The following is a 17,400-nucleotide window of genomic DNA, read 5'->3' on the forward strand; positions in this document are numbered from 1 at the left end:
GATGAATATAGAAGATTATAGAAATTTCTGTATAAATAAAAAGGAAGTGACCGAACATTTTCCTTTTGATAATGACACACTAGTCTTTAAAGTCTGTCATAAAATGTTTGCCTTAGCATCTTTAAAAAAGTGGGAGAATGGGGAAGCCTTTATTAATCTAAAATGTGACCCAGAATACGCGCAAGAGCTTAGAGCAGAATACGACAGTATTAAGCCAGGCTACCATATGCACAAACAACAATGGAACAGTGTATATGTTCATACAGGCGAGCTTTCAATTAAACTAATTACAGAATTAATAGATCATTCATATGATATGGTTGTAAAAGGGCTGCCGAAAAAAATTCAATCTAGACTGCAATAAATTTATTTAAAGTTATATACTTACCGCCTAACGTCTCGAGATGTTTATTCATCGAAAAACTCAAAATCTAGCACATACTATCTTTTAAATTTGCATTAAGAAATAATCCAAATAATTAAACCCTTAGACTATGAGTGTATTTGCTATTTACGCCATTTTATTACCTTTTATTTTATCTCTTTATTTAATTAAAAACAAACAACTAAGCTTTAACGACTTTAAAGACTCTTACATGTTTCTATCAGAAATGTTAATTAAGGCAGTTCGCGATAAAGAGAATAAACATGACATATCGATATCTAATCAAAAAGAACAGTTGGTTAATTTAGAATTGGAAAAAAGTTTAAAGCACTTAGAGTTTATGTCTCAATTAGAGGCGTATCTAGAAGAAACTGACGGAAGTGTTATGTCTGTTGAGTTTTTACAAGAATTCGAGACCAGTAAAAGAGAAGCACAACTTACATTTCTTAAATCTACCCATAAAGCTCCATTAGCAGCTTAAAACGACTAAATTACCATTCGTCGACACTTATCTACCATCCGTCGACAGTTAAGTACTGTCAGCCGAAAATAAATTTTATTCAGATGCTTTATGTTTTTCTTTGTTTTTTAGAAATAAACAAATAAAAGATGAAAAGCCTCAATGTTTTATTAATCGAAGATGATATGATAGAAGTAATGAAGCTCAATAGAGCAACAAGTTCATTACAACTAAATCATAAAATCAAAGAAGCTAATAACGGTGAAGAAGCTCTTAAGGTATTAGAGCAGAAAGATAGTTTACCAGACATTATATTATTAGACTTAAATATGCCAAAGATTAATGGTATTGAGTTTCTAAGAATACTTAAGGCAGATGACCGTCTAAAGTATATTCCTACTATAATCTTAACAACATCAAATAACCAACGCGATTTATTAGAATGTTATAAGATTGGTATTGCTGGTTATGTGTTAAAACCTTTAAAATATGAGGATTATGTTTCCAAAATTGAAAAATTATTAGCATATTGGAGTATAAATGAATTAATTAAAGGATAATGAAAGGAATAATTTTCACTGAATTTTTAGATCTTGTCGAAGAAAAATTTGGACTTGTTATGGTTGATAAAATTATCACTCAGTCTAATCTAGATTCAGAAGGTATTTATACCGCTGTTGGCACGTATGAATTTTCAGAGATGTTGCAGTTAATTTCACATTTAAGTGAAAATACAGACATATCTGTTGACGATCTCCTCATGGTCTATTCAGAACATTTGTTTAAAGCTTTGATAAAAGCACATCCTAATTTAGTAGAACACTATAAGGATCCTATGAATCTATTAGCCTCTATAGAAAATCATATACACGTAGAGGTTCAAAAAATATATCCAGAAGCTCAATTACCAACCTTTGAGTTAGAGGAGCGAACTGATACTAAAATGGTAATGGTCTATAAATCGGACAAAGCATTATACATGTTAGGTAAAGGTTTAATGTTAGAAACATTTAAATTATTTAAAGTACCTGCAAATATTGGGTTCGAAAAACTAAACGAAGCCGGTACAGAAGTAAGATTCACCATCAACAAAGGTTAATGAGTCAAGAAGAGATTAGTATTCTCAAAAGAGCACTCGCCCGTGAAAGAGCATCTAGAAAAGCCGCAGAGGAAATTTTAGAAGCAAAATCTGCAGAACTTTACGACGTTAATCAAAAGCTAGAAGCTTCCCATACTGAGCTTACAAAGTTATACAACAAGGCCAATTCTCAACTACAAGGAGTATTCGAAAATATAGTCGACGCTTACATTATTATGGATCTTTGGGGTAACATTCTTAAAATGAATGATGCTGCTGTTGAGTTGTTAGGATTTGATTCTACTAAAGACGATGGAAATCTTATGAATCTTGTAGATCCAATTGATGCTGAGATAGTTGCTCCTTCTTTTGAAAAATTAATTGAGAAAGGATCTATTACAGACTTTAAGATTAATATTATAACCAATAAAAAAGCAAAAAAGTTTGTACATATTAACGCTAGCATTATATATGAAAATGACATTGCCGTTGGTGCACAAGGTATTGTAAGAGATATTACTTTAGAAAATAAATACCAGCAAGCTTTAGAAGCTGAAAAACAAAAATACAGCAGTATTATTGCTAATATGAATTTAGGTCTGGTTCAAGTTAATAGTAATGATGAGATTCAAATGGTAAATCAGAGTTTCTCAGAAATGTCTGGATATAAAGAGGAAGAGTTAATAGGAAAAATAGGCGGAGAAATGTTTCCGGTTGACGGCGATTCAGATATAATAATAGAAGAAAATAAAAAACGTACCAAAGGCGAATCCAATTCTTATGAAGTTAAGGTAAAAACAAAAGAAGGAATTATAAAGTATTGGTTAATTAGTGGAGCACCTAATTACAACCTTAATGGCGATATTATTGGGTCAATAGGAATTCATTTAGATATTACAGATCTAAAAAGTTTACAATTACAAAAAGAAAATCTTCTTACTAAGCTAGAAAAAAGTAACGACGAGTTACAAGAATACGCACACATAGTTTCTCACGATTTAAAATCACCTTTACGAAGTATTGATGCTTTAATTCAATGGATTAAAGAAGATAATAAAGATAAATTAGACGAGGTAACACTGCAGAATTTTACGCATATAGAAGGTACTTTAGAAAAGATGGAACAACTTATCTCTGATATATTAGATTATTCTAGTGTAGGCTCTGATAATAATGAAAAAACTGATGTGGATACTAATGAATTAGTTAATGATTTAGTGCGTATTTTATATGTCCCAGATCATGTAAAGATTTCCGTATCTAAGGAAATGCCAATTGTACAGGGAGATAAAACAAAGCTTCAGCAATTATTTCAGAATTTAATTAGTAACGCGGTAAAATTTATTGACAAACCAGAAGGCAAAATAGACATAAACGTAAAATCGTTACCAAATCATTTTGAATTTTCAATAGCAGATAACGGAATGGGTATTGAGAAACAATTTCATGATAAAATTTTTAAAATATTCCATTCTTTAAATAAAAGTAAAGAGTCTACAGGCATTGGTTTATCGATTGTAAAAAAGATTGTCGATTTACATAAAGGGAGTATTTGGCTAGAGAGTGAACCAGGTGTAGGCACTACATTTTATTTTACCATAAAAAAATAATAATGAAAACAGTACAACTAAGAAAAGGTAAAAATACAGATTGGGAATATCTATCAGAATCTTTGGAACTGAAAAACCCATTAGTACTAGTATTTGGGAATAGATTTTTATTAGATGACGATTCGGTTTACACTGAGTTAAGAGATAAGTTTTCAGACGGTCATATTGTATTTGGTTCTACGAGTGGCGATATTACAGCTGATCATGTAGATGATGATAGTATTACAGTAACTGCAATAGAGTTTGAAAAAAGTCATTTCGAAATAAAAACGAGTAACGTTCTTAATACAGATTTAGATAGTTTTAAAACGGGTAAAGATTTGGTAAATCAATTTACTAAAGAAGGATTGAAGCACATATTTGTAGTATCAGAAGGTAGCTTTATAAATGGAAGTGAATTAACAAAAGGAATGAATGATGCTACAGCAGATAGTTTATTAATAACTGGTGGACTTTGCGGTGATGCAGCACGTTTCGAAAAAACCTTAGCCTCATATAATGAAAAACCAAAATCTGGTGAGATTGTAGCCATTGGTTTTTATGGCGAAACTTTTGAAGCTTCTTTTGCTATACATGGTGGATGGACACCATTTGGTCCGGAGCGTATAGTTACTAAATCTAAATCTAATGTATTGTTTGAGTTAGATAATCAACCAGCATTAGATTTATACAAGAAGTATTTAGGAGAAAAATCTAAAGAGTTGCCAGGTGCAGCTTTGTTGTATCCACTCAATGTGCAGTCCGAGAATGAAGAACAGTCTTATGTCCGCACGATTTTAAATATAGACGAAAAAGAGAATACAATGATTTTAGCTGGTGATATACCAGAAAATGCGAAGGTTCAGCTTATGATGACCAATGTCGATAACATTGCAAATGCATCAGAACTCGCTGCCAAGCAAGCCTTAGAAAAAAGAAAAAACAAACCACAATTGGCTTTATTAGTTAGTTGTATTGGGCGAAAATTAGTATTGGATCAACGTGTTGAAGAAGAAATAGAAGAAGTGGTATCGATAATTGGAGAGGATACAACAGTATGTGGATTCTATTCTTACGGAGAAATTGCGCCATTTAACCTCGAAATAAATTGTCAGTTGCATAACCAGACGATGACCATAACTCTTATAAGCGAATAATGAATTCTTTATTAAGACGTCAAATAAGAAAATATCTAACAGAAGATTTAAGATCAGATAAAAATCTAGCACAATTTTTAGATGCTGTAGAGAGATCTTATTCTAATTTTGATGAGCAATTTACAATGCAGCAACGCGCAATGACTATTAGCTCGGACGAATTATTTGAAGCAAATAAACAATTAAAAAACGAAGCGAAAGCTCAAAAAGAAGTTATAGATAAATTAAAACATGTTATTGAAACTTTAAAATTCTATAATTTACCCGAACAGCAGAATACAGATAATATTGATTTAGACGGCTCTAAGTTGGTTGATTTTATTGATAATCAGACCAAAGAAATTGTTGAGATTAATAAGCAAAGAGAAACCCTTTTAGGTGAGTTAGCTCATCAAAATCAGGAGTTAAGTGATTATGCACACATGGTATCGCACGATTTAAAATCACCACTGCGAAGTATTGATACATTAACGGCATGGCTTAAAGATGACTACAGCGATAAAATCGACGATCAAGGGCAACAAAGTCTTAATCTCATAAGAAATAGTGTTGAAAAAATGGACACACTAATTAATGGGATTTTAGAATATTCGACCATTGGTAAAAATACTGTTGAAGTCTATGATGTAGATCTTAATAAGCTTATTGATGATATTTTAGGAATTATATATATACCAGATACTATTGAAATAAAAAAGCAAGAATTGCCTATAATAAAAGGTGATAAATATAGACTGCAACAATTGTTTCAGAATATTATAAGTAACGCGGTAACTTATAATGACAAAGAGCGAGGTCTAATAGAAATTGGTGTATCTGATAAGAAAGATTTTTTTGAATTTTATATAAAAGATAATGGGAAGGGTATTGAGGAAACTTATTTTCAAAAGATTTTTGAAACCTTTCAGAAGTTAGAAAATAACCAAGAATCAACAGGTATAGGATTGTCTATAGTAAAGAAAATAGTAGATCTTTATGGTGGTGAAATTTGGTTAACGTCAGAATTAAAAATAGGAACAACCTTTTTCTTCACACTTAAAAAAAAATATAATGGAACAGCCTAACCTGTCTTATGTAGAAAGTATGTCTGGAGGTGACAAAGCCTTTGAACAAAAGCTTATAGACATCATCAAAAAAGAGTTTCCTGAAGAGAAACAAGTTTATTTTGATAATATAGCAGCGGAAAATTTTAAAGAAGCCGCAGAAAATGTACATAAACTTAAACATAAAATTAGTATTTTAGGACTTATAAAAAGTTATGATGTTGCTGTTAGTTATGAGCATAATCTCATTGATAAGAGTAGCATAGGTAAGGAAGATTTTGAATCTATTTTACAGAATATGACCGATTTTTTAGAGACCATATAAGTTTATTTTATGAATTGTATTATTATCGACGACGAAGCTACAGCAAGAGCAATTATTAATCAATTGTGCACTAATGTAGACAGTCTAAAAGTTTTAGAAGAATTTCCTAATGCAATGCAGGCCATTAAGTATTTAAATCACAATGAGGTTGATTTAATATTCTTAGATATCCATATGCCAGACTTTACAGGTTTTGATTTTATAGATACCATCAAAAATCCTCCAAAAATCATTTTAACAACGTCAGATCCAAATTTTGCGATTCAGGCATTTGGCTACGATTGTATTGTAGATTATCTAGTAAAACCAATTACACCTGAGCGTTTTCAAAAAGCGATTGATAAAGCAGAAGCCATTAAACCTCCTGTGCCAGAAGAAAAAACCTCAGGTCAAGTTGAAACGACTTCCGGAAACGATTTGTACGTAAATATCGATAGACGTCTTATTAAGATAGATATACCGAGTATTTATTTAGTAGAAGCTAAAGGAGATTATATACAAGTAAAAACAGAAGATAAAAACTATACTGTACATTCTACCTTAAAGAAAATAGAGGAGAAGCTACCAGATAGTTTATTCTTAAAAATACATAGATCTTATATTATCAATGTGGACAAAATTATTGATATAGAGGATAATAGTGTACTTATTAAAAAAGATGTAATACCTGTGAGTCGTTCTAATAGACCAGAATTAATGAAACGTCTTAATTTATTGTAAACCATTCAAAGACACTTCTCAGTTTTCGGTCTTTAATCTACAGTAATCCGACGAAAAAAATCATAAAAACCCTTAAATACTTATACTTTTGAATCAGAAAGTACAAGTTAAGGTTTGTAAAATTGATAGTTAATTTTAGGGTAGAAGAGAAATCTTTTGCCCTTTTTTTATACTATCTGTACGCATATAAAAATATGCATATACCATTGGTCGCTTCTATAATTTTATTGACCCTTTTATTTTGTTTACCGGTCGAATTTTATAAAAAGTAACGACTATCTAATTTATTTTTGTGTTGTATTCTTAGTTAGGTTTGGAATATAGATTGATAGCTAAAACAACGGCAAAAGATGAGGGTCTTTTGCCTGTTTTAGTTTATAAAGTTTCTTTCAAAATACTGCTTAAACCATTAGTCGACAGTAAGTCGTAATCTAGCTTTAGTAGATATAGTGTTAAACGAATTATAATTAAACTGTGTAGCTATTGATAGTAAATTTGTTTTATAATCACATAGATGCATAATTATGAACACAATTAACAGTATAAGAAAACCACTAATTTTTTAGTCAAAGCTTCTAATTAGTTATGTTGAATAGACATGAGAAATGAGCTTGTGCCTGTATAATATTAAAAACAATACTTTTATAATTACTGAGTTATTTTTTTAATTACTCTAATTCTTACTTTTTACGGTTAAAAATATTGAAAATCAGCATACTACATTGTACTCAAGTTGAAATTTTCGCCTTTGTTAAGGACAAAATACAGAACAATAAATACATTTAATCGTTAAAAACATACACTTTATCGTATAATTACACTGTTTAGCGAAATACCTGATAATCAATTAATTAAGTTAGTATATTACATAGCCCAAATTTACTAATATGAAACCTAAACTGCTTATTATAGCGCCTAATGCTATATTTAACACCTATATTTTAAGCTTTAAATATCAGTATCTTTTAAGTCTTTTTTCTAAACACTTTTTATTCAATACTATCCTTATTAGATTGTTTAACCAATATATTAAGAAATTATATTGTTTCCATTTACAGACTTATTTTACACTATCTCACTGCATATTATTTAAAACTGAGTATTCAAATAAATTCTATGTTTCCATTAAAAAAAACATCTATTACTGCTCATAATAATAGTAGATATTAAAGAGATATAGATACAATAACAACGCATAAAACCGTTCGTCGATAGTAATTTGCTAACCAACGCTATTAAAGTTGAATCAAACGAATAATGAAAATTACAGCTGATATGCAGAGTAAATTTGTATCAGAATAAAAATCAAACAAGATGAAATTAAAAAACTACAATTTAAAGAATAGAATGACTTTGGCATTAATACTGGCATTCACATTAAGTACATTCGCACAAGATATCCCTTTTAATTGTGATTATAATGCGTACTTATTTCAGTATAACGATGTATATGCTATTGATTTAGCTTCTGGAAGTTCGTATTTAGTGCATGAGGATGTAACTGAGGCCTCAATAAACGCAACAGGGTATAATCCTGCAGACGGTTATATTTGGGGATCACTTCTAGGTTCGAAAGAAATAGTAAGAATTGGTAAAAATTTCACAACTGATATTTATTTTATAGATGAATTACCCACTAGTAATAGATATATAGGTGATGTGAGTTCTACAGGTATGTATTATTTAAAAGGCGGTGGGTCTACTTACTACAAAATTAATTTAGACCCAAATTCGGCAGATTATATTCAGCATGATGCTACAGAAAGTTTATCTCAATCGCTAAGTATTCATGATTGGGCTTTCAATGCTGTAGATGGTCAGTTGTATACAGTTGAGAAGAATTCTAATAAATTGTATAGAATAAACCCAGATAATGGGCAGGTAACATCGTTAGGTGAAGTACCGATATTAGCCGGAAACAACTATACTTATGGTGCTGTATATTTTGATGCAGATGGTCGTTTTTATATCTCGGCAAATCAAACAGGTACTATATATGTAATTCAAGAAGTACAAAATGTAAATTCAACTAACGATATGGATTCAAATTTATTTGCTTTTGGTCCATCTAGTGCTAGTAATGATGGAGCACGTTGTCCAACAGCGCCAGTGCTACAAGAGATATGTGATAATGGTATTGATGATGATGGTGACGGTCTTATAGATTGTGAAGACCCTTCTTGTTCTGGTTTCGGAATGTGTGAAGTAATCGTACCGCCAACATCTGGTGGAAACGAAGGTGGTTTAGAAAGTAACAATAGACTATCTGAGCAAATCAATAAAAGAAACTTTAATAGAGCTAAAACAGGATTTGTTTTTGATAGATTAAGTGCACCAAAAGTTACTAGAGATTTAATTCTAGCTCAAAGAGATGGTGATAACAGTTTTATACTACAAGATTTTATTCCGCTAGAAACTATTGGCGAAACAGAAACAATAGAATCTACACCAGCTGATTTGGTCAGCATTACAAATGCTACTGAAATTTTCGCCGTAGACTATATGAATAATGACACTCCAATAGCTTCAATTTTAGCTCTAAAAACTGAAAATGGTGTCTATGAGCACACTAAGTACATTTGCGATCGTTTATTAGGTGCAGAATTAATATCTGTTTCTACAATGAGTATTAATGAGCAACCTTTTATTAAGTCAATCATTAAAAACGTAGATGGGACTTACGAGTTTGTTTTAAGTTTTTCAGCTAAAGTATCTAATAATGAAGAAAATTTTAATGTAGAAAGCCATTGGAATTTAGATCAGTATGAAGAAAATGTAACATTTTATAATTTTCAGATTTGGTCTAACACTATAGATGACTTGTATTTATTAGGAGAAGAAGTTTTAAACTTATTAAATACAGAAAAGCCAATAGCAAATTATGAGCTCTCAACTCCACCAACAGTATTTGTAAGAAAAGGACAGTATGTTAATGGAGGTTTAGATCTTCAGATTATAAATACTAATGGTACACAAAGTGTTAATCTAGACGCAGGTTATAGAACAACTGAAACCGAAGATTTCGGAAACTTAAATTCTACAATTAATTTAAATGGTAATTACATTACTAATGTAACTGTAGATACTGGAAATTTATTTGACATCGGTTTTAGAATTGGCGATGGCAACGGTACACCAGATGATTTATTTATGTCAGATGGTCCTTGGGGAGTTGATGATTCTCAATCGGGTACTACTGTAAGTTTGTATGAAGTTACGGCAAACACAATAGATTTTGATGCGAGTGAATATGCTATAGAGCGTAATGTAGAATTAAGAGCAACAACTGATAGTTATGTAGCTGCTTACAGAGCTTTAACTCCGCGTTTTAAAGCTGTTGATTTAACAAGTTATAATAGCTTTAAGTTAAGTGCAAAAGGAACTGAGAATTTAGAAATAACTTTTGTAAAACAAAGTATTACTAATTGGGAGGAGCAATTTAAAGTAACGCTAGCACTAACAAATACATTACAAGACTTTACGATAGATATTGACGATTTAGAAAATAGTTTAGGAGAACAGGCAGAACTAAATGATGTTGTAACTATAGTATTTACAATGGTGTCTGAAAATGGAGTAAGTACGTCTAAAATAATGTCTATAAATAACTTGCGCTTCTCACAAAGCAGTAGTTTATCAATAGATGAGTTTAGTGAGGATGAAACCAAATTAAGCGCTTATCCTAACCCGATGATAACAAATACAACATTGCAATTTACAGCAAACCAAAGCGAAACTGTTGCTATATTACTGTATGATCAGTTAGGTAAAGTTGTATATAATAAAACATATAACGCAGTGCCAGGTAAAAATAATGTAACCATAAATAGAGGGAATCTAAGCTCTGGCTTATATTTCTGTAAAATCGTTAGTAATCAGTACGAGATTAATCCCTTAAAACTGATTATTAATTAACCCTTAGTTAATCCTTATGTGCATTAGGCAAAAGAGCAATCTTTTGCCTTTTGTTGTTTTATAATACTTAAGGTTGAGGGTTGTAAAAAATATATAATAAAATAATTTAGATTGGTGTTTTGAGGAGTTCTGTAATTATATCATTCTAAAATTAGTTGCGCAATAGTTATTCCAATAGTCTATACATAATAAGAGATCTAACATGGTCCAAAAACCAGTCAACGATACCAAACTGCTTCCTAACGTTTTAGCCATTGCATTAAACGAATATTAAAAAATCGACGGTTTATCTCATATAAATTTGTGGTATTAAACAAAGTATCATGAAAAATAAAATACTATTTTTAATCGTATCGATTACCTTCATAACTAATGCACAGAACTATCAGTTTCTTGGTGATTATACGTCAAACGGAACACCCTTATATTTAGAAAATCCAAGTGATGTAGTTTCGGAAGAGACACTTCAGATGATTGATCAGTCGCTTCCAGAAAGTTATCCAGTACCAGATTATAATCCGCATTACATTTCTTCCGGATATGAAACGGATGTTAAACTTAATGCTTTAGCAGATATTTGGGTAACCTTTGTAAACGAAGGAGCGGGATATAAAAATGTTCTTGGCTTTTATACATACGATCTAAACAATCCACCAACTTCAACACCGCAGCCGGAGGATATTACTATCATTTTTCCTAATGCTTCAAAACTACATAGTGGTGGTGGTTTGCAACCAGGAGATAAAGTGAAAATAGGAACATTTCAAGAAGGTACAGGAATCGGCTGGGTGCTATTAGCTAATGCATGGAATCCATCTTCTAGTTCTGTAGGTAACGGATTATGGCAATTGTTTTCTAATCCAGATTATAACCCAGAAGCTCAAGAGAGTTTAAGGTATCATAATGTTTTATTAAACGACCCAAACAATGAGCGTGTAATATTAGGTTTTGAAGATATAAGACGAGATTACGGATCTTGTGATAATGATTTTAATGATGCTATTTTTTATATCACTGCAAATCCTTACGAAGCTATTACTACTGTAAATTATGCAGATGTAAGTAGCGCATCTAACGTAACTTCTGCTAACGATGGAGGCTTAGAAAGTAATGGAAATCTTGCGAATTTAATTGCGAAACGAAACTTTAATAGAACAAAAACAGGCGAAGTATTTAATAAAAGATCTACACAGTCTGTTTACAACAAACAAGCATATTTACAACAGAGAACCTCGGAGGGAGGATCGGTATTAGAGTCGTATTTACCAGAAACTGGTATGTTTGGAGATGAAACGGCTTATATCTCTAGTCCAGACGACTTAATCGATATTACAAATGCTTCTGAAGTTTTTTCATTAGATATGTATAGAGATGAATTAAGAGTATCGGCAGTCTTAGCTACAGCTACAGAAGGTTCAATATACGATCATTCAAAAGTTATTTGTGACCGTTTAAATAGTTCAAGTTTAGAAGATATAAGAACGGTAATAGTTAGAGGACATAAAATCATCAGTGCTAAGATTTTGAGAGCTACTGGAGAAATGGAATACACTTTAAGTTTTTCAGTAAAATTGGGAGAAACTCAAAATGAACTATTCAGTTTTTGGAATATTGCACAATATCCAGAAGGAGACTATTATAATTTTCAGATTTGGGGAAGCTCTTACTCTCAAGTTTTTGCAATCGGAAATCATGTTATAGATACATTAACTGAAGAGAAACCGCTACAAAGTGTTGCTGTTTTAGATGTAGTACCAATGGTTTTTGTGAAATCTGGTAGTTATTCTAATGGAGAGCTTAATTTAAATATAATAAATAAGGTAAATGTAACGTCTTTACTTTTTGAAGCTAGTATTGCTCCTACGGAAACAAATCAACGTTTAGATCTTACACAAAATATTTCACTCTCAGGACAATGGAACGATACTATTTCAATAACTACAGGTAGCTTATTCGATGTTGGTTTTTCTTTACAAATTCCCAACTATAGTCAAAAAGATGCATTGTATTTAGCAGACGGTCCGTGGGGAGTTGACTATTATGAGGATTATGAAGAAGTTACAACATTTACGGTAGCAAATAATCCAATCACATATAATGAAGAGCTTTATGAAATAGAAAGACAACCTTCTGTTTCTGGTATGGTAAAAGGCAATGTCAACCTTTTTCGACATGTATTGCCAGGTGACCAAACTTTAGATGTAACAGATTATGATGCTATTCAATTTAGTATGTATGCAGATCAATTAGTGGAAGTTATACTAATGCCAGAAAATTTAGAAGATTGGAATAATCGTCTTAGATATACAATTGAGCCAAATGCTGAGTCAACATTCCATAACATATCATTTAATGATTTTGTAGACGCTAATGGGCAAAATGGTACTATTGAAAATATAAAAACTATAGTATTTTCTGTGAGAGGTGATTATGTGACGTCAGTGCCATTTAATATGTCTGTATCTGAGGTTGCTTTTGGACAATCATTAAGTCTAAGTATAGAAAATTTAGATAACCCTAAAGAAACATTAAAAGCTTACCCTAACCCTATGACGTCCCAGTCTATCATAAACTTTACAGCTTCACAAACAGAGACTGTACAATTTGTAATGTATAATCAGTTAGGTAAAGTTGTTTATAGTAATACTCATAATGTTGTACAAGGAAAAAACAGTATTGTAGTAAATAGAGACAACTTAAGCTCTGGTATGTATTACTGTAAAATTATTAATAGCACGTTTAACATTGACCCTTTAAAATTAATAGTAAATTAAACCCTTTTTAATAACTATCTGCATTAGGCAAAAGAGCAATCTTTTGCCTTTTGCTATTTTAAGAGATATGTATATATTAATGTCTTGGTAATATTTAAAGAATATTATTTGTATTTTGATTAAAATAGTTGTGATTTGACTTCAGTTTCAGTTTAAACTCACAAAATATAATGGGTATTACATTGTTGAAAAAATAAAATGAATCTCACAAGACATTGCGTATTATGCGAAAATCAAATCACAAGTCTTTCTATTGGTTCAACCTGTAAGTTGACAAATAAAGCTCCAGATTTTTATAAAAAGTGTGTAAGTCTAAATCTTGGTGACAAGTTTACGAATGAAATACATAAATCCAATCTAGAGCTACATCTAATACTAAAAAAGAAGAACACAAGTTATTTGAAGGTTTTGATTATTGCTATCATAGGAATTTTTTTTATTGTCGGAAATGGATTTTTAACTGACGGCTTTCGTCCTTTAAGATATTACTCAGTCTATCGCACTTCTGTAATTGGAGTAGGAGTTTTAGTTCTTATTAATGCTAACTTTAGCCTACAAAATTTTTTAAACGAATTGAAGTCAGCAAAATCTAAAAAAAGGAGAATTGATGAAGTTTTAGATACATACGGAATTAGATATAAGTCAATTTATAATTATAAAGATGAAATTCATGGAAATAAAGAAATCGAAATAATAATAGAATATAAAAATTGGAAAAAGAAAAGAACTACCTCAACGTTTGTAATTAATAGTTAGATTTTAAATGACTGTATCAATAAAAATCTATTCCTGAGTTTAGTTTAATACCACACAAAATGATTTCATCTATAGAATAACTGCATGTAAAGAGAATAAAACTATGAATCAAATTCTTAAAAAATTGTCATTTTTGATTTTACTGTTGAGTTTCAGCACTATTTGTTTTTCACAAAATATTTCACAACAATACAAACCTTTGAAAAGCGATAGTTTGAGAATTGGAAAAAAGGAGAATGATTTTTTACCTTTTATTCAAGCGGGTTACACACTTATGCTGCCAGAGAATAAAGGAGTAGTTGGAGTTCTTATTTTTCTAGAAGATTCTGGGTACGATCAAAAAAATAATAATGCCAAGCAGATGTATAAGCAAGCATCAAAAGCGGGCTTTGCTGTATTGTCAGTTTCAAGTGAAATTCCTTTTGATTTTTATTTTTTCGAGTCTTCTATGCAATCCACACATAATTTAATCGTAGAAGCGTTTATTAAAAATAATTTGCCCAATAAGAATATATTCTTTTTAGGAGGCAGTTTGGTAGGTCATAGAGGTTTGAGGTATATTAAATTTATAAAGGAGAAAGATTTTGAATTTCAACTTAACATAAAGGGTATTGCCATTTGTAATTTCACATTAGATTGGACAAGAAAATGGCATCAACATAGGCGTGATATAAGAATTGATCGCATCGACCTATGGGAGCCAAAATTTATAAATTATATGTTAGAAACTCATTTAAAAGGCACTCCTAAAACAGCGCCGAATAACTATCATAATTTCTCAACATATAGCTACTTTGATGAACAAAATAGGAACATTAAACTCTATAAAAACTATGCTGTTTTAGCTTACATAGAACCTGCAATAAATTTTAGATTAAAAAAGTATTTTAGAACACTGTATGAAAATAACGCAACAGATATAGTTGGCTTTTTGGCTGAATTAGAACTTGCAGGTAATGAAAGGACAGAGTTAGTTGTATTACACCCAGAAAAAAATTCAGCAGAAAAAAAGACCGTACAATCTACTTGGAATACAATAAATAAGGATCGATTAATGAAATGGATTATGGCGCAAAAGAAAAATTAAGCTTCTATTTATAAATTATTAAGATTAGACCAACTTGTTATCTTTCGAAGGCAGGTTTATTTAAAAACACCCATTTAAAACGCAATCCTATTTCCGTAAATGTAAAACCAGCAGCCGTTGCAGCGGCAATATTACTATGGGTTCCATACACATTTAGTAAACTGCGCTGAGAGAATTTATACCCAAAAGCACCTTGTATTCTGTAAGCTGTTTGTTTTGGGTCGTCCTCGATAAATTGATATCCAAAAGCACCAGTAAGATTATAAAACCATTCTGTTGGTTTGGCCACAGCTTCATCTTTTATGAGGTTAACAAAGACTTCGTAATTATTAAATTTTTCCGGACTAAAATATATGGTTGGGACTTGATCCTTAAATGTAATATACTGGTAGTTTACTCCTACCTTTAAAGATGGTTTTGGTAATAAGTTATAGTACAATGAGGTAAACAATAAATTTCTAGAATTTCCATCATTTTGTGCAGTGTGCATTAATTGTGTAAACCAACCTAAGTTAAAGTTGGTACCCAAATTATAGTTAGCGTAATAGTTATTTTGCACCAACTCTCTATCTAATAGGTCTGCATTAAAGCTTTCGATTTGGCGTTTATAACCAATATCTAGAGTCTGTAGTTTAAAGGATTTAATATTAAAAGATATATCGGTTAAGAGTTGGGAGTAATCTGTAGTCTCTGCTTTTGCTGAGGTGATACCAGCAGTACCTTTAAAAGTAATATTAGGGATTAATTGATAAGATAATCCTATAGAAAGATTATTAGAGTTGGCTTTGTTATCTGTAACGGTGTTGTTAGTAGTTCTGTAATTGTAGTTACCAAGCAAACTCAACTTTGTCGATAGAGGATATGCCACATTAGTGTTAAAAGCAAAAGCTTTATTATCTCCATTATCAAACGTGTGCGAGGCTTTAGATTCTAATACAGGTGTGAAACTTATATTCATTTTGTTAATGAAGTTAGTTGCATCTTTTTGATTGTCGTAAAACTTTAAAGTGTTTTCTGCTGAGGTATAAGCATCATCAAAACGGCCTAAGGCTTTTAAGACATTAGCTTTACCTAAATTACCATCGAAAGACGTGCTGTCGTTTACCAAGATGCGATTATAGTCGCTTAAACTTTCTTTGAAGTTACTCTTATATATATTTAAAGTGGCTCGTAATGCCAATACCCAGTTTTCGTTTGGATAGTCTGTATTTAAGGTGTCAATTAATGTGGTAGCTGCTTTGTATTTTTTATTCCAGATTAAGGCTTGTGCATAACGCTCTGTAGTTTGTTGCGTAATTATTTTGTCAGTGTTATTAGTTAAACTTGTGTAGGCTTTAGTGCTTAATTCTAAAGCTTTTTTCTCTTTACCATCTAAGTGTTCTACTAAAGCCAAACCATTTAAAGCTACAATTTTATGTTCTGGTTGTTCAGCTAATCTGTTGTACATAGTTTTAGCACTGTCTAGTTTATTCCAGATTAAGTATAAGTTGGCTAGGTTTAATAAGGTGTCTTTATCATCACCAAATAGTTGAAGATTTTTAGTTAAAAGTGCCTCAGCTTTATCATAGTTCTGCTCTTGTTGATTTTGGTAGGCGTAACCTAAATAGATATATTTTTTAGAAGTCATAGCGTTTGGGTTTCCTGGTGAAACCTCTAAGGATTTATTCACATACGTTAGTGCGTCTTCGTATTCTTTTAAATTTGATAAGGTGTTTGCAAAACCTAATAAGGCAGCAAAACTTTTAGGATCTTCAGTTACGATACCTTTATAATAACTTTTAGCAGCTGAGAAGTTGTTGTTCCATAATAAAGACTCTCCATAATTAAGCTTTACCTCAAAATCATTTGGATAGTCTTTTAATAAATCAGTAAATAGCGTATTAGCTTCTTGTGCTTTGCCATTAAGACCAATAGCACGACCATAACATAGTCTTGCAGTTTTATTATCAGGGTAATCTTTTAATATAGTTTCAAAAAATGATTCGGCTAGTGCATATTTACCAGTTTCTAAATAGGTAAAACCTTCTTGCATGTTTTGGGCAGTTACACCAAAAACGATTAAGAAAAATGTGATACTAATAAGTGATTTTAGGGTCTTCATCTTTGTTTAT

14 protein-coding genes are annotated in these 17,400 nt (G+C 31.2%); 13 read left to right on the forward strand and 1 reads right to left on the reverse strand.

From position 1 onward, the window contains the following. Position 1: 1 nt before the first annotated feature. The 13 genes from ACFWU4_RS03890 to ACFWU4_RS03950 all read left to right on the forward strand — a co-directional run bounded on the left by ACFWU4_RS03890 (position 2) and on the right by ACFWU4_RS03950 (position 15,289). The gene (locus tag ACFWU4_RS03890) at positions 2 to 364 is read left to right on the forward strand and encodes an MmcQ/YjbR family DNA-binding protein (RefSeq protein WP_411125057.1); all 363 of its coding nucleotides are present in this window, start codon (positions 2 to 4) and stop codon (positions 362 to 364) included. A gap of 130 nt (positions 365 to 494) precedes the next feature. Beyond that, positions 495 to 866 carry a hypothetical protein gene (locus ACFWU4_RS03895; RefSeq protein WP_411125059.1) on the forward strand — a complete coding sequence of 124 codons (372 nt, stop codon included), beginning with the start codon at positions 495 to 497 and terminating at the stop codon, positions 864 to 866. A 128-nt stretch (positions 867 to 994) separates the two neighbouring features. Further along, positions 995 to 1,405, forward strand: coding sequence for a response regulator (locus ACFWU4_RS03900; protein WP_411125061.1), 411 nt, complete (start codon positions 995 to 997; stop codon positions 1,403 to 1,405). Then, complete coding sequence (locus tag ACFWU4_RS03905) at positions 1,405 to 1,944, forward strand: heme NO-binding domain-containing protein (protein ID WP_411125063.1); 540 nt, start codon at positions 1,405 to 1,407, stop codon at positions 1,942 to 1,944. The genes ACFWU4_RS03900 and ACFWU4_RS03905 overlap by 1 nt, the downstream gene beginning before the upstream one ends. Continuing rightward, a complete protein-coding gene (locus tag ACFWU4_RS03910; RefSeq protein ID WP_411125065.1) occupies positions 1,944 to 3,533 on the forward strand; it encodes a PAS domain S-box protein in 1,590 nt (529 codons plus the stop codon). Before ACFWU4_RS03905 ends, ACFWU4_RS03910 begins: the two co-directional genes overlap by 1 nt. Positions 3,534 to 3,535: 2 nt before the next feature. Next, a complete protein-coding gene (locus tag ACFWU4_RS03915; RefSeq protein ID WP_411125067.1) occupies positions 3,536 to 4,669 on the forward strand; it encodes an FIST signal transduction protein in 1,134 nt (377 codons plus the stop codon). After that, positions 4,669 to 5,733 carry a sensor histidine kinase gene (locus tag ACFWU4_RS03920; RefSeq protein WP_411125069.1) on the forward strand — a complete coding sequence of 355 codons (1,065 nt, stop codon included), beginning with the start codon at positions 4,669 to 4,671 and terminating at the stop codon, positions 5,731 to 5,733. Before ACFWU4_RS03915 ends, ACFWU4_RS03920 begins: the two co-directional genes overlap by 1 nt. Next, positions 5,720 to 6,037 (forward strand): Hpt domain-containing protein, encoded by a 318-nt coding sequence (locus tag ACFWU4_RS03925; protein WP_411125071.1) that lies wholly within the window; start codon positions 5,720 to 5,722, stop codon positions 6,035 to 6,037. Before ACFWU4_RS03920 ends, ACFWU4_RS03925 begins: the two co-directional genes overlap by 14 nt. 9 nt (positions 6,038 to 6,046) lie before the next feature. Beyond that, positions 6,047 to 6,757, forward strand: coding sequence for a LytR/AlgR family response regulator transcription factor (locus tag ACFWU4_RS03930; protein WP_411125072.1), 711 nt, complete (start codon positions 6,047 to 6,049; stop codon positions 6,755 to 6,757). 1,314 nt (positions 6,758 to 8,071) lie between these two features. After that, positions 8,072 to 10,672 carry a DUF6923 family protein gene (locus tag ACFWU4_RS03935; protein WP_411125074.1) on the forward strand — a complete coding sequence of 867 codons (2,601 nt, stop codon included), beginning with the start codon at positions 8,072 to 8,074 and terminating at the stop codon, positions 10,670 to 10,672. A 323-nt stretch (positions 10,673 to 10,995) separates the two neighbouring features. Continuing rightward, positions 10,996 to 13,446 carry a DUF4114 domain-containing protein gene (locus ACFWU4_RS03940; protein ID WP_411125075.1) on the forward strand — a complete coding sequence of 817 codons (2,451 nt, stop codon included), beginning with the start codon at positions 10,996 to 10,998 and terminating at the stop codon, positions 13,444 to 13,446. A 198-nt stretch (positions 13,447 to 13,644) separates the two neighbouring features. Continuing rightward, positions 13,645 to 14,202 (forward strand): hypothetical protein, encoded by a 558-nt coding sequence (locus tag ACFWU4_RS03945; RefSeq protein ID WP_411125076.1) that lies wholly within the window; start codon positions 13,645 to 13,647, stop codon positions 14,200 to 14,202. Positions 14,203 to 14,305: 103 nt separating this feature from the next. Continuing rightward, on the forward strand, positions 14,306 to 15,289 hold the full coding sequence (locus ACFWU4_RS03950; protein ID WP_411125078.1) for a hypothetical protein: 984 nt from the start codon (positions 14,306 to 14,308) through the stop codon (positions 15,287 to 15,289). A gap of 37 nt (positions 15,290 to 15,326) precedes the next feature. On the opposite strand, the gene ACFWU4_RS03955 is transcribed toward ACFWU4_RS03950, so the two are convergent. After that, entirely contained in the window at positions 15,327 to 17,390 is a 2,064-nt protein-coding gene (locus tag ACFWU4_RS03955) for a tetratricopeptide repeat protein (protein ID WP_411125080.1), read from the reverse strand. Positions 17,391 to 17,400 lie beyond the last annotated feature (10 nt).

This window comes from Winogradskyella sp. PE311 (assembly GCF_046545555.1).
Classification (GTDB): domain Bacteria; phylum Bacteroidota; class Bacteroidia; order Flavobacteriales; family Flavobacteriaceae; genus Winogradskyella.

Excerpts from the sequence above, each read along its gene's own strand:
- ACFWU4_RS03890 (WP_411125057.1), top strand. The coding sequence starts at position 2 with ATGAATATAGAAGATTATAGAAATTTCTGTATAAATAAAAAGGAAGTG.
- ACFWU4_RS03895 (WP_411125059.1), top strand. The coding sequence starts at position 495 with ATGAGTGTATTTGCTATTTACGCCATTTTATTACCTTTTATTTTATCT.
- ACFWU4_RS03900 (WP_411125061.1), top strand. The coding sequence starts at position 995 with ATGAAAAGCCTCAATGTTTTATTAATCGAAGATGATATGATAGAAGTA.
- ACFWU4_RS03905 (WP_411125063.1), top strand. The coding sequence starts at position 1,405 with ATGAAAGGAATAATTTTCACTGAATTTTTAGATCTTGTCGAAGAAAAA.
- ACFWU4_RS03910 (WP_411125065.1), top strand. The coding sequence starts at position 1,944 with ATGAGTCAAGAAGAGATTAGTATTCTCAAAAGAGCACTCGCCCGTGAA.
- ACFWU4_RS03915 (WP_411125067.1), top strand. The coding sequence starts at position 3,536 with ATGAAAACAGTACAACTAAGAAAAGGTAAAAATACAGATTGGGAATAT.
- ACFWU4_RS03920 (WP_411125069.1), top strand. The coding sequence starts at position 4,669 with ATGAATTCTTTATTAAGACGTCAAATAAGAAAATATCTAACAGAAGAT.
- ACFWU4_RS03925 (WP_411125071.1), top strand. The coding sequence starts at position 5,720 with ATGGAACAGCCTAACCTGTCTTATGTAGAAAGTATGTCTGGAGGTGAC.
- ACFWU4_RS03930 (WP_411125072.1), top strand. The coding sequence starts at position 6,047 with ATGAATTGTATTATTATCGACGACGAAGCTACAGCAAGAGCAATTATT.
- ACFWU4_RS03935 (WP_411125074.1), top strand. The coding sequence starts at position 8,072 with ATGAAATTAAAAAACTACAATTTAAAGAATAGAATGACTTTGGCATTA.
- ACFWU4_RS03940 (WP_411125075.1), top strand. The coding sequence starts at position 10,996 with ATGAAAAATAAAATACTATTTTTAATCGTATCGATTACCTTCATAACT.
- ACFWU4_RS03945 (WP_411125076.1), top strand. The coding sequence starts at position 13,645 with ATGAATCTCACAAGACATTGCGTATTATGCGAAAATCAAATCACAAGT.
- ACFWU4_RS03950 (WP_411125078.1), top strand. The coding sequence starts at position 14,306 with ATGAATCAAATTCTTAAAAAATTGTCATTTTTGATTTTACTGTTGAGT.
- ACFWU4_RS03955 (WP_411125080.1), bottom strand. The coding sequence starts at position 17,390 with ATGAAGACCCTAAAATCACTTATTAGTATCACATTTTTCTTAATCGTT.